At 57.8% G+C, this 19,015-nt stretch carries 9 protein-coding genes and 4 pseudogenes; 6 read left to right on the top strand and 7 right to left on the bottom strand.

Translation table 11 applies throughout. From position 1 onward, the window contains the following. Positions 1 to 439: 439 nt before the first annotated feature. A pseudogene (locus tag HDE77_RS11435) lies at positions 440 to 1,365 on the bottom strand (IS3 family transposase); the annotation flags it as partial. A 169-nt stretch (positions 1,366 to 1,534) separates the two neighbouring features. Here HDE77_RS11435 and HDE77_RS11430 point away from each other — a divergent pair. Both HDE77_RS11430 and HDE77_RS11425 read left to right on the top strand, forming a co-directional pair. Continuing rightward, on the top strand, positions 1,535 to 1,840 hold the full coding sequence (locus HDE77_RS11430) for a hypothetical protein (protein WP_184417468.1): 306 nt from the start codon (positions 1,535 to 1,537) through the stop codon (positions 1,838 to 1,840). A gap of 1,166 nt (positions 1,841 to 3,006) precedes the next feature. Further along, a complete protein-coding gene (locus HDE77_RS11425; RefSeq protein WP_343206101.1) occupies positions 3,007 to 4,758 on the top strand; it encodes a sensor domain-containing diguanylate cyclase in 1,752 nt (583 codons plus the stop codon). On the opposite strand, the pseudogene HDE77_RS11420 reads toward HDE77_RS11425, so the two are convergent. After that, a pseudogene (locus tag HDE77_RS11420) lies at positions 4,737 to 5,812 on the bottom strand (IS3 family transposase). The gene HDE77_RS11425 and the pseudogene HDE77_RS11420 overlap by 22 nt on opposite strands. Before the next feature lie 154 nt (positions 5,813 to 5,966). On the opposite strand from HDE77_RS11420, the gene HDE77_RS11415 reads away from it, so the two are divergent. Continuing rightward, entirely contained in the window at positions 5,967 to 7,958 is a 1,992-nt protein-coding gene (locus tag HDE77_RS11415; RefSeq protein WP_343206100.1) for an EAL domain-containing protein, read from the top strand. 215 nt (positions 7,959 to 8,173) lie between these two features. Here the strand turns inward: HDE77_RS11415 and HDE77_RS11410 are convergent, their stop codons facing one another. The 3 genes from HDE77_RS11410 to HDE77_RS11400 all read right to left on the bottom strand — a co-directional run bounded on the left by HDE77_RS11410 (position 8,174) and on the right by HDE77_RS11400 (position 10,418). Beyond that, positions 8,174 to 8,746 (bottom strand): GNAT family N-acetyltransferase, encoded by a 573-nt coding sequence (locus tag HDE77_RS11410; RefSeq protein ID WP_184417465.1) that lies wholly within the window; start codon positions 8,744 to 8,746, stop codon positions 8,174 to 8,176. Positions 8,747 to 9,616: 870 nt separating this feature from the next. Further along, complete coding sequence (locus HDE77_RS11405; RefSeq protein ID WP_184417464.1) at positions 9,617 to 10,015, bottom strand: response regulator; 399 nt, start codon at positions 10,013 to 10,015, stop codon at positions 9,617 to 9,619. A 58-nt stretch (positions 10,016 to 10,073) separates the two neighbouring features. After that, a complete protein-coding gene (locus HDE77_RS11400) occupies positions 10,074 to 10,418 on the bottom strand; it encodes an Hpt domain-containing protein (RefSeq protein WP_184417463.1) in 345 nt (114 codons plus the stop codon). A gap of 137 nt (positions 10,419 to 10,555) precedes the next feature. On the opposite strand from HDE77_RS11400, the gene HDE77_RS11395 reads away from it, so the two are divergent. From HDE77_RS11395 to HDE77_RS20535, 3 genes and pseudogenes are all read left to right on the top strand, one after another. Next, positions 10,556 to 12,562 carry a response regulator gene (locus HDE77_RS11395; RefSeq protein WP_184417462.1) on the top strand — a complete coding sequence of 669 codons (2,007 nt, stop codon included), beginning with the start codon at positions 10,556 to 10,558 and terminating at the stop codon, positions 12,560 to 12,562. Positions 12,563 to 12,644: 82 nt separating this feature from the next. Then, the gene (locus HDE77_RS11390; protein WP_184417461.1) at positions 12,645 to 14,963 is read left to right on the top strand and encodes a response regulator; all 2,319 of its coding nucleotides are present in this window, start codon (positions 12,645 to 12,647) and stop codon (positions 14,961 to 14,963) included. Between the two features lie 654 nt (positions 14,964 to 15,617). Continuing rightward, a pseudogene (locus HDE77_RS20535) lies at positions 15,618 to 15,907 on the top strand (transposase); the annotation flags it as partial. Between the two features lie 44 nt (positions 15,908 to 15,951). Here the strand turns inward: HDE77_RS20535 and HDE77_RS11375 are convergent. Continuing rightward, positions 15,952 to 16,308 carry a hypothetical protein gene (locus HDE77_RS11375; protein WP_184417458.1) on the bottom strand — a complete coding sequence of 119 codons (357 nt, stop codon included), beginning with the start codon at positions 16,306 to 16,308 and terminating at the stop codon, positions 15,952 to 15,954. Between the two features lie 923 nt (positions 16,309 to 17,231). Beyond that, positions 17,232 to 18,305, bottom strand: a pseudogene (locus tag HDE77_RS11370) (IS5 family transposase). Positions 18,306 to 19,015 lie beyond the last annotated feature (710 nt).

Genomic DNA, 19,015 nt, shown 5'->3' with positions numbered 1-19,015 from the left:
CGTTCCGTTGCAGTACGTGCGGCTTGCCCATGCACCCCATTGAAATGTGTGATCTACCTGCCAATGGCTTTTGGACGAATGCCTGCCGACCCCAAAACATGATGCCCAATTGGTGCAGCGAACCGCTACAAGTGCCACATTTTCCGTGGGCCAGCGGGCTAGGAGCCATTTTTTCGGCAACTTGGTGAAAAGCTAGGCTTGCCCAACGCCACGCTCTCCTTTCATCTGAAGGAGTTGTCGCACACCGGCCTTGTGACCAGCCAGCAGAGCGGCCGCGTCATCTACTACGCCCCGTGATCGAGGCCATGAATGATCTGATTGGCTATCTCACGGATCATTGCTGCAGTCAGACCGATGGCAACTGCGCTGTCGCCAAGACTTCGTGCAAGCCGTCAGCGACGGCCACCAAATCGCGGCGTAACATCGTAGCCGCTCTGGCGGCCAGTCTTAGTGCGTAGGCAGCGGGTGTCAGCCCGCCGAGACTCTTCTTCGGTCGCTCCTCGTTATATTCGCGCCGCCACGCTTCGATGACGACCTTGGCGTGAGCCATGCTGGTAAACCAGTGTTCGTTCAAACATTCATCACGCAGGCGACCGTTGAACGATTCGATATACGCATTCTGGTTGGGCTTGCCTGGTTCGATCAGGCGCAGCGTGACGCCGCGCCCGTGCGCCCAGGTCAGCACCGCGCGACCGCAGAACTCTTTGCCGTTGTCGGGGCGGATCACTTTGGGCAGACCTCGTATCGCGCGAAGCTGATCCAGGATGCGGGTGAGCGGGCGGCCGCCGATCGCTCGCTCCGGCACGATGGCAACCGACTCATGCGTGGCGTCGTCGACAATGGTCAGGCATTTGATGACCCGACCTTCGGCCGTCCGATCGAAGACGAAGTCCATCGACCACACTTCATTCGCAGCGTGCGGCCAAACCAGTGGCTGACGCTCGGATACCGGCACCTTCTTGCGCTTGCGCCGACGCACCAGCAGCTTTGCCAGGGCATAGAGTCGGTCAACCCGCTTGTGATTGACCCCATCAGGCCTGCCTGACGCAGCTTCAGGTAGATCATCCCAGCGCCGTAGCGGTGATGCCGATGGGCCAAGGCCAGGATACGTTCGCGTAATGACACATTGCGGTCGGGTGCTGGGGCATAGCGCAGCGCGCTGGCGCTCATGCGCAATACGCGTAACGCATGCCGTTCGCTCAATCCTCGGTTGATCATCTGCCGCAAGTCGTCGTGCGGATGCGGTCACCATTTTTTTCGCAACGCCTCGCGGGTGACCTCGATCTCCAGGATCGACTCGGCCAACAGCTTCTTCAGCCGTGTGTTCTCCGTCTCCAGCTCACGCAGACGCTTCGCATCGGGTAGCCGACGCGGCCCTCCGATCGATTCGCGAGCGACATGCTCATTTCCGGTCCGTATGTCTCGCGGACCGGTGCCACCAACGCTGATCGGTGGAGATGAACTCAATGGTTTCAGCATTTCTACTTGTAGTTTCTCAGGAAGTTCCTCCCGATGTATAGCAAAGCTGTGCCAGATGGCGATGGTTCTGTGTCTGGTGATGTTTGTTTCCGCTGCGAAGCGGATCATCAAGTGGCGTTTCTCGAAGGACAACAAGAGGTCGACAAGCGACCTTCAGTCGGATGGTCAGCCGGTTGGCTATGCCGGTCAAGCTGTGTGGCGAGCCTGGTCAACTGTTCTGGCAATGATTGGTCAACAAGCTGGCGGTCTGCCCAAAGAGCAGGTTTCAGCGACGACCGCCCGGGTTCAAAGCCCTGTCTGGCTGCCTCAAATCCTAGCCGGCGTGAAGCTGTTTCGGTTTGGGTTCGGCCGCGTCCACTGAAACCGCCATGATTAGCACCTTCTGTGCCGGTATGGCGGAATGGTGGGCGCGGCGGACTCAAAATCCGCAGGCAGCGATGTCGTGCAGGTTCGAGTCCTATTAGTGGTACTAGTTATTGAAAACTCCGCCTGATGCGGGTTTTTCATGTCTCGGTTCAGCTCACTCAGCGCAAAGCAGCGTCATTCGTAAGTCTGCGTGAGCAACAGGGGATCCGATGCGCCTGGCCGACTTGCCTTTACATATGCGTCAAAGTACTTCAGCACCCGATCCGACGCGGAGCTCGATAGGCGCTCTGTGGTCAGTGTATAGGTCGGAAATGCAGCCATTGCATTGCTGTGCTTGGCGCAAGGCCAATCGCCGCGCCTCCATGCGTGGTGCAACGGCCGCAGGCTCAACAATCGCACCCGAGAAGACGATCTGCCCACTTGCCGCATTGACGACTGAGGGAATGAACTCCATGGCGCAGAGGCACCAAGCAACCACGAGTAGAGAAATTGTCATGTCAACACTACCCCGTTGATTCGGGCTGCTAAAGAACAGGCTCCGCCTTACCGCACACCTTCATTGCCAACCAGGTCACATTTTCGGCGTGAGGTTATCGTTAAGTTTTTCATAAATCAAAGACTTGTGCCGTAGTGGCGACGATTTTGCGTGGGAACCCCTCATAAGCAGTCCATCGTCGCTCGCGGATTGCTCCGGCGACAACGATTCAGCGGCTAAGGCGCGACTGATTTGCGTGTAACCTCAGTCCGCTCCCTTTGCGCTTGATTGCGTTGACCTAGCAGGGTTAGCCGCCCGGTGCCGACCTTCATTGCCGCTATAGCCGCTTATGCGATGCGCGCCAGCCGGCCCTGAACAACCCGTCATTATCTGAGGAAGCTTGGCAAAGCTTTTGCATCAGTATCCAAGTGACCGAGGCATAGAAAGGGGATCGATATGTTGAAGCGCGTTAGCTTTGTGCCTGGACTCTGCCTTGTGGCACTCAACGGCATTGCCGCTGCTCAGAGCGCTGTGCCTCAGCCGCAGCAAAGTCGCGCGCAGCGCGGCACACATAGCCCAACTCAGCTTGTCGAGTTGGTCACCAGAAGAAATATTTTGCAGTTGTATCGATCGGCCGAGCCGGTTCAATATCTGACACACACCGCCCGCTTCAGTAGGACGGGATAGTGAGTTTGCGACAGTTACGTGGCGAGCTTCGCGAACGCTTCTACCGCAGCGTGGCGGAGACCTTGACGCTTCTCCATGCGGCACCCGGGTATGACCGCGGGCTTGCCATGGTCGAGATTGCCAGGGTGCTTGCGTCGCGCATGGGCATCCCCTTGGTCTGGATCGGACGGCGTGAGCCTGACCGCCTTGAAGTTGACGTCGAAGCAGCGGCAGGGTCAGCCGCCCACTACGCATCGTCACTTCGGCTCAGCGCTGACGAGAACGCTCAAGGGGGTCGCGGCCCTGTAGGCATCGTTCTCCGCGAGGAGCGGGCGCGAGCGGTATCTATCGATGCGCCAGAGTTCGCCACATGGCGGGAAGCTGCGCAGCACTACGGACTAGGTTCCTGCATTGTGGCCGCATCCAGAACGGCTGACGGTGGCCAACTGGTGTTGGCGGCTTATTCCAGTGAAACCGGTCCGGTGTTGAGCGATGAGCTGGTCGACTGGGCGCAGCGACTGGTCGACGAGCTTGCACGCTTCTGGGACGAGCAGGGACTGCTTGAACGAAATCTCAGAATGAGTCGGTATCGCGACGCGCAGCGCACGATCCAGCGGGCGCTGCTGGATCAGCCGAATCCGGAGGCAGTTTACCGAACACTGGCGCAGGCACTCGTGGAGATCGCCGGGGCGGCGGCGGTCGATGTTTATGCCGTTGACGGCAATGACCCTCTACTGTGCCGGGTCGCCCTTGTCGGACCTATGGCAGATGCCATGCATCTGCTGCCACGGCCTCCCATTTTCAGCGAAGGCCCGACCATTTTCACCCCCACACGCGCCTTTATGGGGGGGGGGTGGCCGTTATTCGGGTCCATCCGTGCCGCCAGCCAGACGTGTCCATTGCATGGCGCAAGGAACCCCTCGCGCAGATGGGTGCCGTTGCTTGCCGGCCTCTTTTTGGGGGGGGCGACCAGCGAAAAGAGGTCGATGCGGAAACCTGCAGGCGTTTTTGCGATTGTCACCAGAGAGCCGGATGCTTTCGATGCTGAGATGTGCAGATTGCTCGATGAGATCGCCGACGCAACCGGCCTTGCCCTTAGACAACATGAACAACGTCGCGCCATGCTCCTGGAGAAAGAGCGCCAGACATACCTGGCATTGCACGATGTGATGACGGACCTTCCCAATCGACGTGCGCTTGACCATCACCTTGACAGCGTTCTCATGAAAGTTGAGCGGCGCCGACGCCGGCATCTGGTGGCTCTTGGTCTACTGGACTTGGATGATTTTAAACCCATCAATGATCGCTACGGTCACGCGACCGGCGACCGTATTTTGACGGAGGTTGCTGCGCGTTTGCGTCACTCACTTCGTTCCGAGGACTACGTGGCGCGCCTGGGCGGGGACGAATTCGTGCTGGTATTCGAGAATCTCGAGCGGGAGCAGGATCTGGAGCCACAACTCGCGCGTATATGGAGTGAGTTGCACAAGCCCATGGTCATCGACGATGCGGTCTTCCAATTGTCGGCAAGCCTCGGCATTGCGTTGTCGGCAAACCACACGAAGTCCAGTGGTGAACAACTTCTCAGGCGTGCAGACCAGGCGATGTACCACGTTAAGTCGCGCAAGCGCGACCGCGCCAAGTGGTGGTCGGTGCAATCGCCAACGGAAGGCACTAACGGAACTGCCATCGATCACGACGGATACGACGTCCCCCCGCTTTCAGTAGCGGAGCGAATTAGAGTCCGGGATTACTGTAACTGTTTTGCATAGGCAGCAGGCGTCAGTCCGCCGAGTGCTTTCTTGGGTCGTTCCTCGTTGTATTCCCGACGCCAGCTTTCGATCTCGGTGCGTGCGTGTAACAGGTTGGGAAACCAGTGCTCGTTGAGGCATTCATCGCGAAAGCGGCCATTGAACGATTCGATATAAGCGTTCTGGTTGGGCTTGCCTGGTTCGATCAGACGAAGCTGCACGCCACGTTCGTGTGCCCAGGTGACCATGGCCTTGCCGCAGAACTCTTTGCCGTTGTCGCTGCGAATGACTTTGGGCAGGCCGCGACTGAGCGCAAGACGATCCAGCACGCGCGTTAGGCCCATGCCGGAGATCGCCCGTTCAACCTCGATAACGACTGCCTCGTGGGTGGCATCGTCGACCACGGTTAGGCACTTGATGACACGAGCATCCGCCGTGCGATCAAACACGAAATCCATCGACCATACCTCGTTGGGTGCCGACGGCCGCAACAGCGGTTGCCGCTCAGCTACTGGCACTTTCTTCCGCTTGCGCCGACGCACCTGCAGCTTCGCTTCCTGGTACAGACGCTCCACGCGTTTGTAGTTCACCCGCAGTCCCTCCTGTCGAAGCTTCAGGTAGATCATCCCCACGCCGTAGCGCTTGTGCCGCTGTGCCAGGGCCACGATCCGTTGTCGAAGATCCTCGTTACCATCCGGGCGTGTCTCGTAGCGATACGCACTGGCACTCATGCCCACGATCGCCAGCGACCGGCGTTCGCTCAAGCCCTTGTCCACTATGTGCCGCACCAACTCGCGTCGAGCCGGTGCGCTCACCACTTTTTTCGCAACGCTTCCTTGATGACCTCGTTCTCGAGCACGTGCTCGGCGAGCAACTTCTTCAGCCGCGCGTTCTCCGTCTCCAGCTCCTTCAGGCGCTTGGCATCGGGCACGCTCATCCCTCCAAACTTGCTGCGCCACAGGTAGTACGAGGCCTCGCTGAAGCCGTGCCGGCGGCATAGCTCCTTCACCGGCATGCCGGCTTCCGCTTCACGCAAGAAGCCAATGATCTGTTCTTCGGTAAACCGCTTCTTCACGTCCAATCTCCTTGGGTTGAGGGATTGGACTCCAAATCGCTGTGCTACTCAAAACCGGGGGGACGTCGGATATCCGCAATCTCCGTATGGGGAGCTCGCATCAATCTTGTTAGAGCCCTGGTCCATTTCGATAAAGCCGAGGGTTCCAGCATTGGTGGATAGCTTCTACACCGCGCTCTGGGTTAGCGAGAGTGTTGCCAGGCTTCTCGGCAGTCTTCCGGCTGATGACGTGGATTTCGTCAAACGTCGTATCTCGTGGCATCTGCTTGTTTTGCTGCGGCCCGATCTTGAACTGACCTTTCAAGAGACTCATGCACGCCGGTTGGGCTTTTTCTTTGCGGCCTGCGGCGTCGAAGAGGTCGGCCTGCTGGAAGCTATCGAACAGCTTCGCGATTTGTTCGCCAATACCTTCAAGCAGTCGAATGCGAATAGCGACCAGCGACCTTTGAGCATTGTTTTGCAGCGATTGGCGTTGGATAGGCAATGGCAGTTGGAAAGCATGCGAGAGCTGCAACGTCGTCGCGTCGCGGTTCTCGCCAAGCTTAATAGGCTTGCATGGTCGGCCGACAGCTACCTCGAACTTATCCAGGGCGCAGTCGATATCCTGGTCGCTCATGAGGAAATCGCCGCCTGCTCCGTGGGCCGCCCCGATGCGTCGGGAAAACTTACCTTCGAGGCCGTCGCTGGTGAAGCCTTTGCGAGCTATTTTCGTGCGATCGCAAGGGGGGAAGCTTCGCCAATTCGCGTAACCCCCGCTAATGCGGATGGCCGCGGTCCGAGCGGTCGTGCGTGGCGCGAAGGTACGATTCAGTGGTGCACACACATGGGAAGCGATCCCGCCATGGCGAGCTGGCGTGAAGTGGCGCTATCCATCGGGATTACTTCCAGTGCCGCCGTGCCATTGTGTCCAATGCCGCATAGACCGACGGCGGTGCTTGCGCTCTACAGTCAGTACGCTGGGGGATTCCAGAGCGACGATCAACAAGCCTTCGTGGAGCAGATCAAAACCGTGCTCGATCTCGCACTCGCTCGTATCGCGCCTCCACGGCCAGGCACGGAGCTGCTGCCCTTTGTTGTGCGTGAGGCGTGGCGAACGATGGTCGTGACGGACGCTATGGAAGTGCACTATCAGCCAGTGGTCAGACTCGCTGTCGGGCATGTCACAGAGTTCGAAGCACTAGCTCGACTACGCGAGCGCGACGGAACGTTGCTCTTGCCAGGCAGATTTCTACCGGCTTTAGGGGATCGTGATCTGCTCCATCTTTTCCGCGCAGTGCTAACGCAAGCCATTGCGTGCAGGAAGGTCCTTGCTCATGCCGGCTACGCGCTCGACATGTCTGTGAATGCGCCCGCGGTGGCGCTGGATAACCTCGATTACGCCAACGTCGCAGCGGATATCCTGGCCGCGAGTGAATGTCCTTCGAGGATGCTGCTACTGGAGATACTCGAGTCGCCGGTTGGCACGGACTACACATCACCGTTGACGATGGCCGGCACACAGGCGCTGAAGGCACTTGGCGTTCGACTTGTCGAAGACGATTTGGGTGCGGGATACAGCTCATTGATTCGTCTGCGTCAGTGGCCGTTTGATCGCGTGAAAATCGATAAGGCCATCGTCTTGCAAGTTGCTGAAGATCCGCTTCGTACGCTGCGGTTTATCAGGCAGCTGATACGCCTTGGGCACGATCTTGGTCTGGAGGTGGTGATGGAAGGCCTCGAGACGGCCGGCCTGATTGAGGCGGCCTTGGTTCTTGGAGCAGATCTCGGGCAAGGCTATGCACTAGCTCGACCCATGCCTGTCGATACATTGCGCGAATGGCTTCCGCACTCCAACCTGCGCATCGACGCGTCACATCCGAAGACAGCGGCAGGTGTGCTCGCGGGAATCCTGCTTTGGGAGGAGCAATTTGCCGCTCTCCCAGCCGATCCTATGTTATGGAAACGGCACGCGGAGATTAGCTGCGCGCGCTATCTGCGTGACGTCGAGTGGGTTTCCGAAGCATTGCTTGAAAGCCATCTTGCAATGGGTGAAGCCTCGATCGATGGGCCTATGCATCCAGCCTATCGCGCTGCCCGCGAAACATTCGTCGCGCTGTTGAGCGAGCTCACACTAATCCAGGAACGTGGCGACGGTCGTGAAAATTGAGCAGCCGCCAACTGCGCATCCAGTGATGCCAACATGCCGCAAGCGATATCCCCGCCGTTACGGCAGGACTCCACGGGGCACCTGAAGTCGCCAGGATCATGATGTCATTCAGCCGCGCAAGCCGCGGAAGTGCGTCGGCCCGATCGTCATCCGAAATGGTGTGAAGCTTTTCAGCATGCATGGACATGGTGTGCGCTCTCAAGAGAATGGTTCGATCACAGATCCAGGGTATGGATGACCTGAGTGGAATCCTCCGGATCTTGTTGACGGCGGAAGCCGAGATCCCCGGCCAGGTCACGCATCGACTCGTTGGCAGCGGTATCGATCGAGAACATTTCCTTGTAGCCGTTTCTGCGTGCAAGACCGATCAAATGCTTCATCAGCAGAACACCCAGGCCGCGTTGGCACCAGTCGTCAGCCACTGTGACGGCGCACTCGCAATGCGTATCGTCGTCGGTCGCGCTATAGCGACTGACGCCGACTTCGCGTAGCTTGTCTTTGTCGTGCGCCAGGGCGACGAAAGCCATCTGATACAGATGGTCGATATCTATCGACTGATCGAGCAATGCCGGGCTCGCTTCCTTAAAAGCGCCCAGAAAGCGGTCGTGACGCGAGCCAGGTGATAGACGATTGACGAAGTCCTTCTCGCGCTCGCGATCCTCCGTGCGGAGCGGGCGTATCAATACCCTGGTACCGTCACTGAGAGATTCGATCCAGTGCGTCCCCTCCAGCACAAAGGGATCTGTGGATGTACTGTCATAGTTGATCGGATGCTCGGTGGAAGGCATGGCGCTATCCCCGGAGGCGGATGATCGCGCGGCTGTTCCATGGCCTGGTCGATCAAGCAGGGTTGCAAGCCTCCTTGCACACCTTAATTGTACGCCTCAAGAGGGGAGAGCTCGGCTTGCCCTTAATCAATTAAGTGCAGGGTCACTCCGCAGGGGAAACGGTGTGGTTTGAGTTGTCGCTCTCGACTTGTCCGACGATGCGCCAGACAGATTCACAAGTCGTAAGACACCTACTCGTCCCGTGCAGGTGCCTGCTCAGCGCGCCAACCATGAAAACATGGAAAACCTTAAGCCGCAGGTTCTACGGTCGACCCGTAGCTGGCCTTGAATGAGAGTCTGAGGTCCGATTGTTGAGTTTGCTGCTTCCAAACCGTGATGCACCGCACGAGAAGTAAGGGTCGACTGGTGCGGGTCGTGCTTGCTTATTGCTTGCCGTCCCCTCATCGAGCAAGCCTTTATGGATACGTTCGTCGACTACATTATTGCTGGCGGACCAAATCATGGCCGAGTCTATTGTCGACCGCTGGACACACGGGCTTGCACGCCTCTGGTCGTGATCACCGCGGATGGCCAGTGTTGTCTGCCCGCCGCACGTAAGCAGGCCGGGGCACGATTAGTGCTACTGCATCCCGAAGCTACCGGTGCGCAATTTCGGTCCATTTTGGCCGCTTAAGGTCGACTGGTACGTCAGTTACCACCCAAGGCAGAGGCCTCACGAAAAGTCGCACGCAGCCGATACCCATTTCATACTCTCGCTCGCTGGCGCCTCCCATTATGGTTTAAGAAATCAAACGAGGCGACAACTAGCCTGAGGTGGAGGGCGCAGGATGTCGAGATTCAAGACGCCGAGCGAGGTCTTTTTCGCGTCCTTCAAACGTCGCACTTCGTGGTTGAATCCATCTGGTCAGTTTTGAGTATGCTGCGAAATTGCTCAACCATCGACCGTGGGCCGGTGGGTTTCGCAATAACACCTCTTGCACCCATTTCTATAAGTCGTCTCGCTTCCTCGGGACTGGCGCTACCGGTAAGAAAGATCACCGGGATAGCGCAAGTATCGGGTTCCGCAGCAAGAAGAGCCAACACCTGGGGGCCATCCATGGCCGCCATAAAGACATCCATCAATATGACATCGGGCCGCTCTCGCTTGGCAATCTCAAGCACGTGCAGCGGATTCTGCACTTGAACTGTCTCGTAACCACCAATCTTGCGTAGCGCCATGTCGACGATTAAAAGCATGTCGGGCTCATCGTCTACGAGCAGCACTTTCATGTGTGCGCCATCGAAAAAGACAAAGCGGTTGCTGGCAAGCTGGATGGCAACGGCAACATCAGAAATTCACAGCGAAAACGCGGCTGATCGCGCGTTCAGCCCAGACCAATTCATTCTCGGCATCGGCGAGAAGCCGCAACAAACCAGCCATATCGCCGGCGTTTCCCAGCATCTCCATCTCGCTGCATAGTGCGCTCAGCTTCTCCAATCCAAGTTGAGCGGCTGTCGACTTAAGCGTATGTGCCGCACGTATGGCCGTCTTTACGTCACCCTTCTCCGCTGCATCCTTGGCGTCGGTTAGCTTTGTTGGCGCGCTCGAAAGGAATAGTTCAATGCACTCGCCGACAAAGGCATCCCCTCCGATTTCCTGAAGATCAATCAGCGCTCGCTGTATGACTTTCATCTTTCCTCCCGGCTATAAAGACGGAAATATCGATAGCAACAGAGCAACCGGGCTGTCATTGGCGCATAGTACACGCCAGGGACGCATACAACCGGTGAAAAATCGGCATTACCCACACCATACAGGGAAGAGAGTAAATGCCTGCAACTATCCTGCTTCTGGACGATGAGGCTGACTTTCGGGCACTCGTGAAGGGGCCGCTTGTCGAACGTGGTTACCGTGTGTTGGAGGCTGACAATTGCGCGGCGGCGAGCGTGTTGGTCGCTGACAGTGAGTTCGACCTGCTTATCGTTGATGGGCATCTACCCGACCAGGATGGGCGCGATTGGATCGCAGCTCAGCGGTCCGCGGGGAATCGAGTGCCCATTATGTTCGTAACGGGAACCTGGAATGATTTCGCCACCTATCACCGTCTTGTAAAGGAGCTTGGCGTTGCCAGGGTTGCGTACAAGCCTGTTGTTCCTCTGGCCTTCGCAGACATGGTTGACAACTTGTTCGAGACCCAGAACGCCGATGAGACGGAAGCTTATTCCGACGGCGACGACGGACTTGGTGAGCTTCGGGATAAATACGGCCAGGAGCTTCCCGGCAAGATAGCGGCATTGACGGCTTCGATAGAGGTGCTGCGTCGATTCCAGGAGGACGAGGGGGCACAAAAGGAAGCGATCAGTCAGGCGCACCGTCTGAGGGGCACGGCAGGGTCCTACGGATACCACGCGGTCAGTAGCAATTGTGCGCTGCTGGAAGAGGAACTGCGCGTCTGGGCCGGGAGGGCACAACACAAGGAATCCTTATCGACGGGCCGTGTGAGCGATCTCCTGGCCAACGTGCAGCACGCCATGCTTGAAGAAATTCCGTTCCCCGTTGAATCAACTGGTCAGGCATCGAGCATCCTCGTACTCGTCGTCGACGATCGTTCTCAATTCATAGAGGGGATGAGCGCTCTGGGCAAAACCCAAGGATTTCGGGTGATCGGCGCAACCAGCACGGCGCAGGCCCTGCATGAGTACCGCCTGCGCCCGACCGACGCTGCTGTCATCGACCTGCATTTGAGTGGAGCGCTCAGTGGAGCGGATCTGGCTCGCCAGTTGCGCGCCATCACGGGTGGAATCCCGCTACCGATCGTGCTTATCTCCGATACGGTCAGCCTGGCAGAGAAAGCGGCTGCCGTTCACCTGGGCGCCTCGGACCTTCTAGGTGGTCTGCCGACGCCGGAGGCGACCGTTTTGGCAACAAACGAGGCGCTCTCCAATCACCGGTTGACTCAACCCAGGGTCGTGCTACTCGATGACGACATCGAGTTTTCACACCTGACGCGCTCGATTCTGGAGGAGGCCGGGATGAGCGTTACTCACGTCACCGATTCGTCCCTACTGCAGGAGGTATTGGCGCGCGAGAATGCCGAGCTTTTGCTGCTGGACGTCAATCTTCCCATTGTCAGCGGTTTTGACCTTTGTCGGGCACTGCGTTACCAACCGCGCTGGCAGGACCTGTCCATACTATTCCTTACGGCACGAACTGACCCCGCGAGTCGTATCGCGGCATTCGAGGTGGGCGGCGACGACTACATCCCCAAGCCCGTGGTGGCAATCGAACTCAAAGCCCGGATACGTGCCCGACTGGAGCGCGTGCGGCTCTTGCGCGAACGTGGTGATCGTGACGCACTAACTGGTCTCTTTACGCGCCGACGGTTTAGCGAGTCATTCAGTTCATGTCTGCGCCAGTGCGAGCGCGCCGATGCAACCATGGCCTTGGTGCTTCTAGACCTGGATAAGTTCAAAGCGGTCAATGACACCTATGGCCATCTGATAGGCGACGCCGTTCTGACACAACTGGGTGCTCTCCTGGCCGATCGTTTTCGTCCGCAAGACCTTCGTGGCCGGTGGGGCGGGGAAGAATTCATTCTTGCGCTTCCTCAACTGGACGGAGAAACGGCCAAGGCTGCCGTCGAGCGTGCCCTGGAGGAGTTTGTTCAATTCGAATTCAACGCAAAAGACGGAACAATGTTCCATGCGAGTTTCAGCGCTGGCATCGCCGTGTATCCGGAGGATGGGCATGCTCAGGACGAGCTCGTTCAATGCGCGGACCAGCGCCTGTATCGGGCGAAGGACTCCGGGCGTCGGTGCGTCGTCTATCAAACCTGAGTTGGGGATGACGCGTTGTCCGCGCTAAAACGCCAGACTACATTCCGGGAACCGGCCTGCTTGAAAATTTGAGGACCATTACATGATCAAGAGCTACGACCCATGGCTTGTCGTGCTGTCTTACCTGGTGGCCATTCTCGCGTCCTTCGTCGCTCTGCATATGGCCTCGCGAGTATCGGCCTCGCGCGGTCGTCCAGCGGCCAAATACTGGCTCGTCGGCGGTGCACTTTCGATGGGGGGAGGGATCTGGGCAATGCATTTTATTGGCATGCTGGCATTCAGTTTGCCGATCAGCGTGTCCTACAACGTTGAGGTAACCGCGTTTTCACTCGGCATCGCGATAGGCGTCTCGGCATTTGCGCTCTATACGGTGAGTCGGGAGGATCTGAGCTGGCGTCGGCTTGTCCTCGCAGGCATATTGATGGGCGTGGGTATCGCGGCCATGCACTACACCGGCATGGCCGCGATGGAAGTAATGCCGTTCCCAACCTACGACCCTCTTCTTTTTTCAGCTTCTCTTGCTGTTGCGATCGCCGCGTCCATCGCTGCGCTGTGGATCTCGTTTCGGTTGCGCGGACAGTCGCTTCAAGCGGGCTTCTGGCGCAAAGGAGGTAGCGCGATGGTGATGGGCGCGGCCATCGTCGGCATGCACTTTACGGGGATGTGGGCCTCGCGATTCGATCCCTCTACTATTTGCTACGGTTCATCTGGCGGCATCCAGAACGGATGGCTGGCGCTGACCATCGGCGTTTTCACCTTATTATTCCTGGCGACGGCACTATTGATCTCCGTCTTTGATGCGCGACTGGCCGAACAGACTGCCGTCACACGCCTGGCCGAGCAGTCGGACCGTGTCAAAAGCGAATTTCTCGCCAATATGAGCCACGAGATCCGCACGCCGATGAATGGGGTGATCGGCATGACGAGCCTGTTACTCGACACCAAGCTGGATGCACAACAGCGCGACTTTGTTCAAACGATCCATTCCAGTGGTGAGCACCTTCTCACCCTGATCAACGATATTCTGGACTACTCGAAAATTGAAAGTGGCATGCTGGAAATCGAGCGGGCAGCCTTCACTCTGCGTGACTGTATCGAGGAGGCTTTGGACGTGCTTGCGCCTAAGGCGGACGAAAAAGGAGTGGATCTGGCCTACACCGTCGGGGACAGCGTTCCTGAAGCCATTGTCGGCGACCTCGCGCGCTTGCGGCAGGTCTTATTAAATCTAGTGGGCAATGCCATCAAGTTCACTGAACGCGGCGAAGTAGTATTGACCGTTGTTTCTCACCGCATCGATGCCGAGAACGTCGAGTTGAAATTCGCTGTTAGGGATACTGGCATCGGCATACCTCCCGATCGCATGAGTCGTCTTTTTCAAGCATTTAGCCAAGCGGACGCTTCGTCTACGCGGCTATATGGGGGGACAGGGCTCGGGCTAGTCATTTCGAAGCGGCTTGTTGAGTTGATGGGCGGGACCATCACCGTGCGCAGCGAACTGGGACATGGCTCTACGTTCGAGTTCAGTGTGCGCGCTCAACCGACTGCAGCAAGCAAGCACGGACGGGAAATTCATGTGGACGGGCTGTTGCGTGATCGGCACGCATTGATCGTCGACGACAACGCGACCAACCTCAAGATCATCGACCAATACGCCAGGAGCTGGGGCATGCGAGTGACCCTTCTCGATAACTCTGTTGAAGCGCTGGAAAAATTCAAGACGAATTCTTCGTACGACATCGCGATTCTCGACTACCAGATGCCGGGAATGACGGGTATCCAGTTGGCTGGGCAACTGAACAAGCTATCGCCGAAACTGCCTATCATCATCCTGAGTTCGGTTCCTGAGGCCAAGAAAGAAGCGGCGGCCAAGGGGGTTGTCATTGCTAACTATCTCACCAAACCCATCAAGCCGGCACTTCTGTATGCAGTCATTGTCGAAAACCTCGGCGTGGCCTTGATAAAAGTGCCCGCGAGGTCCGAGTCTGCGCTTGACGGCGACATGGCTAAGCGGCATCCGCTTCGAATATTGGTCGCCGAGGACAATCCTCTGAATCAAAAGGTGGTAATGGCAGCACTCCATCGACTGGGCTATAACGCGGACTATGTCGTTAACGGCAGGGAAGCTGTCGCTGCCGTGGGACGAGAGTTTTACGATCTCGTCCTGATGGATGTGCAAATGCCGGACATGGATGGACTCGAAGCGACGCGAATCATCCTTGCCAGCTATCCTCCGGAGCGTCGACCGCGCATCGTGGCTTTCACTGCTGACGCCATGGAGAAGGATCGCCGTGCTTGTCTGGCGGCAGGGGTTGACGACTATTTGAGCAAGCCAATATCCATGCCGAAGTTGATTGAAGCGCTACAGCGCTCTTTGCCTCGGCTTGCGCAAGCAACGGAGTAAGCAGTGTTGACCTAGCCGTCTCCATCGGTGGCGCAAAGTGTGTCCGGTGATGAAGAACTCCCAGCCGTCGATCTCGGTAGCCAAACCCTAATCGGGTAGGGAGCCGGTCACTCGGCCTCCTTCCACGCCACCGTACGTGCGGCTCCGCATACGGCGGTTCACGCCAGACGCTGAAGATGACGGCACAGGTCGGTCATACAGACCTGTCCCTTGCCGTCGAAGAAGGCCTTGGGGAACGCTTCGTTCATGTGGGTGGCCCCGGCATTCCACCACGGGCCATGCCCGCTGCGCGCCGAGTGTCACGCACTCCTCTCCGCCAACCCGCCTCGGCGTAACAACTCGTTCGCCGCTGTCGCGTCTTGGCCTGCCGTCATATCAGGCAACGCAGCTGACGCCGCAGCCAACCATCAAGTGCCTCCCATGCCCTCCGGCTCTCACTGAGCTGGAAGTAGCCTGCTGCACAATTTGGTCAGCAGGTTGCTGACCAATTGGGTTCGAGGTCGCCCGGCTTTTTCGGACACATTAGTTAGGTACCCATGGCTTCGTCGTCCCAACCGTCGGAGCTCGTGGTCCGCACGCCGTGATCGACGTCGATTAGATCAACGAAGCCCCCCGTTGGCGCACGAGGTCGAGGCCGTGCTCGAAAAGCAGATGCCGAATGCACGATCAATGGCCACTAGCGGCAAGGGTACCGGCACCGTCGGCTACAACGTGCAGACGGTGGTGGATGCGCAGCATCACCTGATCGCCGACCACCAGATCACCAGATCACCAACGTCGGCCACGATCGCAGCCAGCAGGCGGTGATGGCGCAGCGCGCACGCACCGCCTTGCAGGTCGAACAGCTGGAGATAGTCGCAGATCGCGGTTACTTCAGCGGTGAGGAGATCGTAACGTGCGAAGAAACCGGCACCACCGCCTACGTGCCTCGACCACAAACCTCCAACAACCGGGCCAAGGCTTTGTTCGGTAAATCAATGCCGCATGCTCAATCGAGCCGATAAATTTCCGGCGTGAGGTGAATTGATGACTCTACGCGGCTGCAACGGTCAAGGAACAGAATGACCTGCACGTACCTGCCCTGCAAGACCATGCTTAGCGGTGTTTCACCGAACTCGGCGATGATGTCGTTCTCGAACCAGTCCAGAACGCTTCCAAGGTCTGGATCAATCTTCATAGCAGCCTTCATTACCATCGCGGATTGATAAATCGCGATACAGCTTAGATCGTTCACACTTGGGTAGTCCGTCGCGTCAAAGTCGATTGTCATGACTGTACGATCGACCATCGCGTCCGCCAGTGGTGAGGGCGTTGGTGTGTAGACAACATTAAGGCGAGAGGACATGTTTGGGGCTTCTTGGTGGGAGGCCATTGGCCCGAAATGTAGAAGACGACCGGTGTGCATAGGAAACCGCAGCGACGTATCCCGGATGTGTCGCGGGACGCGCCAAATGGCATCGAAATGTGTAGCAGTGAGTGCGGGATACGATCAGGTACAAAACGTGAGCTTTCACGGGTACGGTGTTCTGCCGAGAAGGCCGCGCTTGATTTAGGCCCGGTGCAGGCTGAAGAACTTATATCAAATAGGTACGTGGGCGCCGATCTACCGTGTGGTGGAAGACAGCGCAAGGTCAATCGAGCGGTATGTCGCGGAGCCGTAACGGGCCGCTAAGCACGCTCAAATGCCGAAAGGCCCTATCCTTGGGCCTTAAACTTTCTCCGCAGTCCTCGCGGACCTTCGACACGCTTCATCTCACGACGTGGCAAACAGGCGCTGGGGGAGGAGCGACCTGCTTTTTTGCCTGGCGCTCACGATCGAAATTGCGGCACCAGGCTATTTCGCATCCTGCGAAGTGACTCTCCATGACCACTCCAGGGGAGTAAGTGGTGTACATCTTGGCGGTCAAGCCGGTCTCCACGGCCTGAGTTCTTTCAACTCTGGCTTGACCGCCAATTCCTAATTCTTTGGTATTCCCTTGATGCCCTTTCTTACGTGCCTGGCGTACGTGCCATTGGCGTCCTGCTCTTCCTTCCCTGTCGACACCGCCCATTTTCCGCCGATGAGGCATCCACTGAAACACTTGCTAACTACCGAATTCCTGGGTCGCACCAAGTCCTTTACGTTCCGATCATCTGTCGCTTCTTAGCAGGCTGTTGAGAATGCCCCCTACGGGGTTGCCGTCATAGATGCAATCTATGAAATGGGCAGTGCAAGGCGGCCGCTGTTACCTACTTTCCAGCCCGCAGGCGCACGTCTCCCGTCGTCGTTCACGTCGGCGACGGCTCCCACCACTCACCGATGCCGCCGAGCCGGATCAGGTTGTATGCCGCAAACGTCCACGTCACCCAGCCACGGACTTTGGACATTGCCACCAACGGCAGTTTGCGCAACCCGCCGATGGTCTTGATCCAGCCGAAGCTCTGCTCGATGCGTTTGCGAATCCGCAAGCTCGTCGCATACCCCTTGTCTCGCGCGGCACGTCCGTCGATGGCGCTGCGCCGTCCCTTGGTGTGGCGGGCGATGTGGGGTCGGATGCCGCGTTGTTTCAGTGCCGCGACGAAGTCCTGCGTGTCGTAGCCTTTGTCCGCGCCGAGCGTGGCGCCGACCTTCACGCCAGCGGCCGTCAGCAGATCCAGCGCACCTTCGCGCTCGCCGGTGCCGCTAGCGTGGCGCACGTCCACTGCCACCAGCAAGCCGTGGCGATTCTCCATCAGGGCATTGGCCAGATAGCTCAACTTCGCTTCCTTGCCTTTGCCTTTGCGGATCAGCCGCGCGTCCGGATCGGTGGCAGAGACGTGCGTGTCGTTGCTGCGCTTCTCGCCGTGGAAATCGTCCCCGTCATCACCGCTGCCTCCCCGCGGCCGGAAACTCTTGTGCGAGGCCCACGCTTCCAGAAGCGTGCCGTCCACCGAAAAATGTTCATCGCTGACCAGCTCGCGCATCCGCGCCAGGAGCACGGTGTGCTCGAAGAACTATTGGGCAATCGCTTCATCAAACAGCCGTTCGCGATTGAACGAAAACGTCGAGTGATCCCACACCGGATCATCTACGTTGAGGCCGACGAACCAGCGGAACAGCAGGTTGTAGTCCAGTTGCTCCATCAGCAGCCGCTCACTGCGCACGCTGTAGACCACCTGCAGCAACGAGGCGCGCAGCAGGCGTTCCGGCGGAATCGACGGGCGGCCGCCTTCGGCATAACGCGCGGCCAGCACGCCGTCGAGCTCACCCAGGATGCTATCCACCAGCACGCGAAGTTTGCGGATCGGATGATCGCTCGGCACGCGATCTTCCACGGATACATAAGAGAACATGCCAAGCTGCTGGACGTCGGGACGGCGCATCGGGTCGAAAGCTCTGCGATTGAGGCAAACTATGACCGCGACGACGCTCCGGAGTTTCTCAACAGCCTGCTAGTCTTGACGATGCTCCGGCTTACGTGAAATTGCGCAGTAGCCTGCTGCCCAACTGGACTTAGGTGCTCTGCCTAGCCGAAATGGTCAACAACCTGTTGACCATTTCCGGCTCTCACAACAAAACCAACACCTTGATGGACTATTTGTTCAACTATCAAGCAATTACGCCGGGAAGGGGCGCGCAAGATCGTGCCATTCAGGTCGGTGAAATTTATCGCTCCTCACTTGGGGCGAGTGGTACCAAATAGCGTCCACAACCCATCTGCGTGATTTCATGGTCGCGACCAAGGGGAAGACTTGATAGCCGCTAGCGAAGTGGCAAGCCGCAGTATTGTGGCCGCAGGGGTATTTTTCCTGGAAAAGACTTTGTTCTGAGCCGAAAGCTGGGAAGTGCCGAACAAGGATAGAACTTTGAGCGTTTAGAGCTTCGGAGCATCAAAATAGATTCAACGAGTTAGGCAGTTCCTAGGAAACAACTTTATTTGCTATCAACACCAATGCCAGCAATACTTCCCACGGCACAAGTTTGTCCATCTCGCCTAGGGATGCTCTGATCTATTGAGGCTGAAACGGCCGTCCATATGCCGTGCGGAAACTTCGGCATGGCTGCGCCAAAATGACGATTTGACCGGCCGTTT

Source organism: Rhodanobacter sp. MP7CTX1 (assembly GCF_014205795.1).
In the GTDB taxonomy this organism is placed as follows: Bacteria; Pseudomonadota; Gammaproteobacteria; order Xanthomonadales; family Rhodanobacteraceae; genus Rhodanobacter.
Note: the sequence above shows the minus strand (reverse complement) of the source record. Positions and strands in the feature narration are given on the sequence as shown.

Bases quoted from the DNA above. Each gene is read 5' to 3' on its own strand.
- HDE77_RS11430 (WP_184417468.1), top strand. From the start codon at position 1,535: ATGGCGATGGTTCTGTGTCTGGTGATGTTTGTTTCCGCTGCGAAGCGG.
- HDE77_RS11410 (WP_184417465.1), bottom strand. From the start codon at position 8,746: ATGCCTTCCACCGAGCATCCGATCAACTATGACAGTACATCCACAGAT.
- HDE77_RS11405 (WP_184417464.1), bottom strand. From the start codon at position 10,015: ATGAAAGTGCTGCTCGTAGACGATGAGCCCGACATGCTTTTAATCGTC.
- HDE77_RS11400 (WP_184417463.1), bottom strand. From the start codon at position 10,418: ATGAAAGTCATACAGCGAGCGCTGATTGATCTTCAGGAAATCGGAGGG.
- HDE77_RS11395 (WP_184417462.1), top strand. From the start codon at position 10,556: ATGCCTGCAACTATCCTGCTTCTGGACGATGAGGCTGACTTTCGGGCA.
- HDE77_RS11390 (WP_184417461.1), top strand. From the start codon at position 12,645: ATGATCAAGAGCTACGACCCATGGCTTGTCGTGCTGTCTTACCTGGTG.
- HDE77_RS11375 (WP_184417458.1), bottom strand. From the start codon at position 16,308: ATGTCCTCTCGCCTTAATGTTGTCTACACACCAACGCCCTCACCACTG.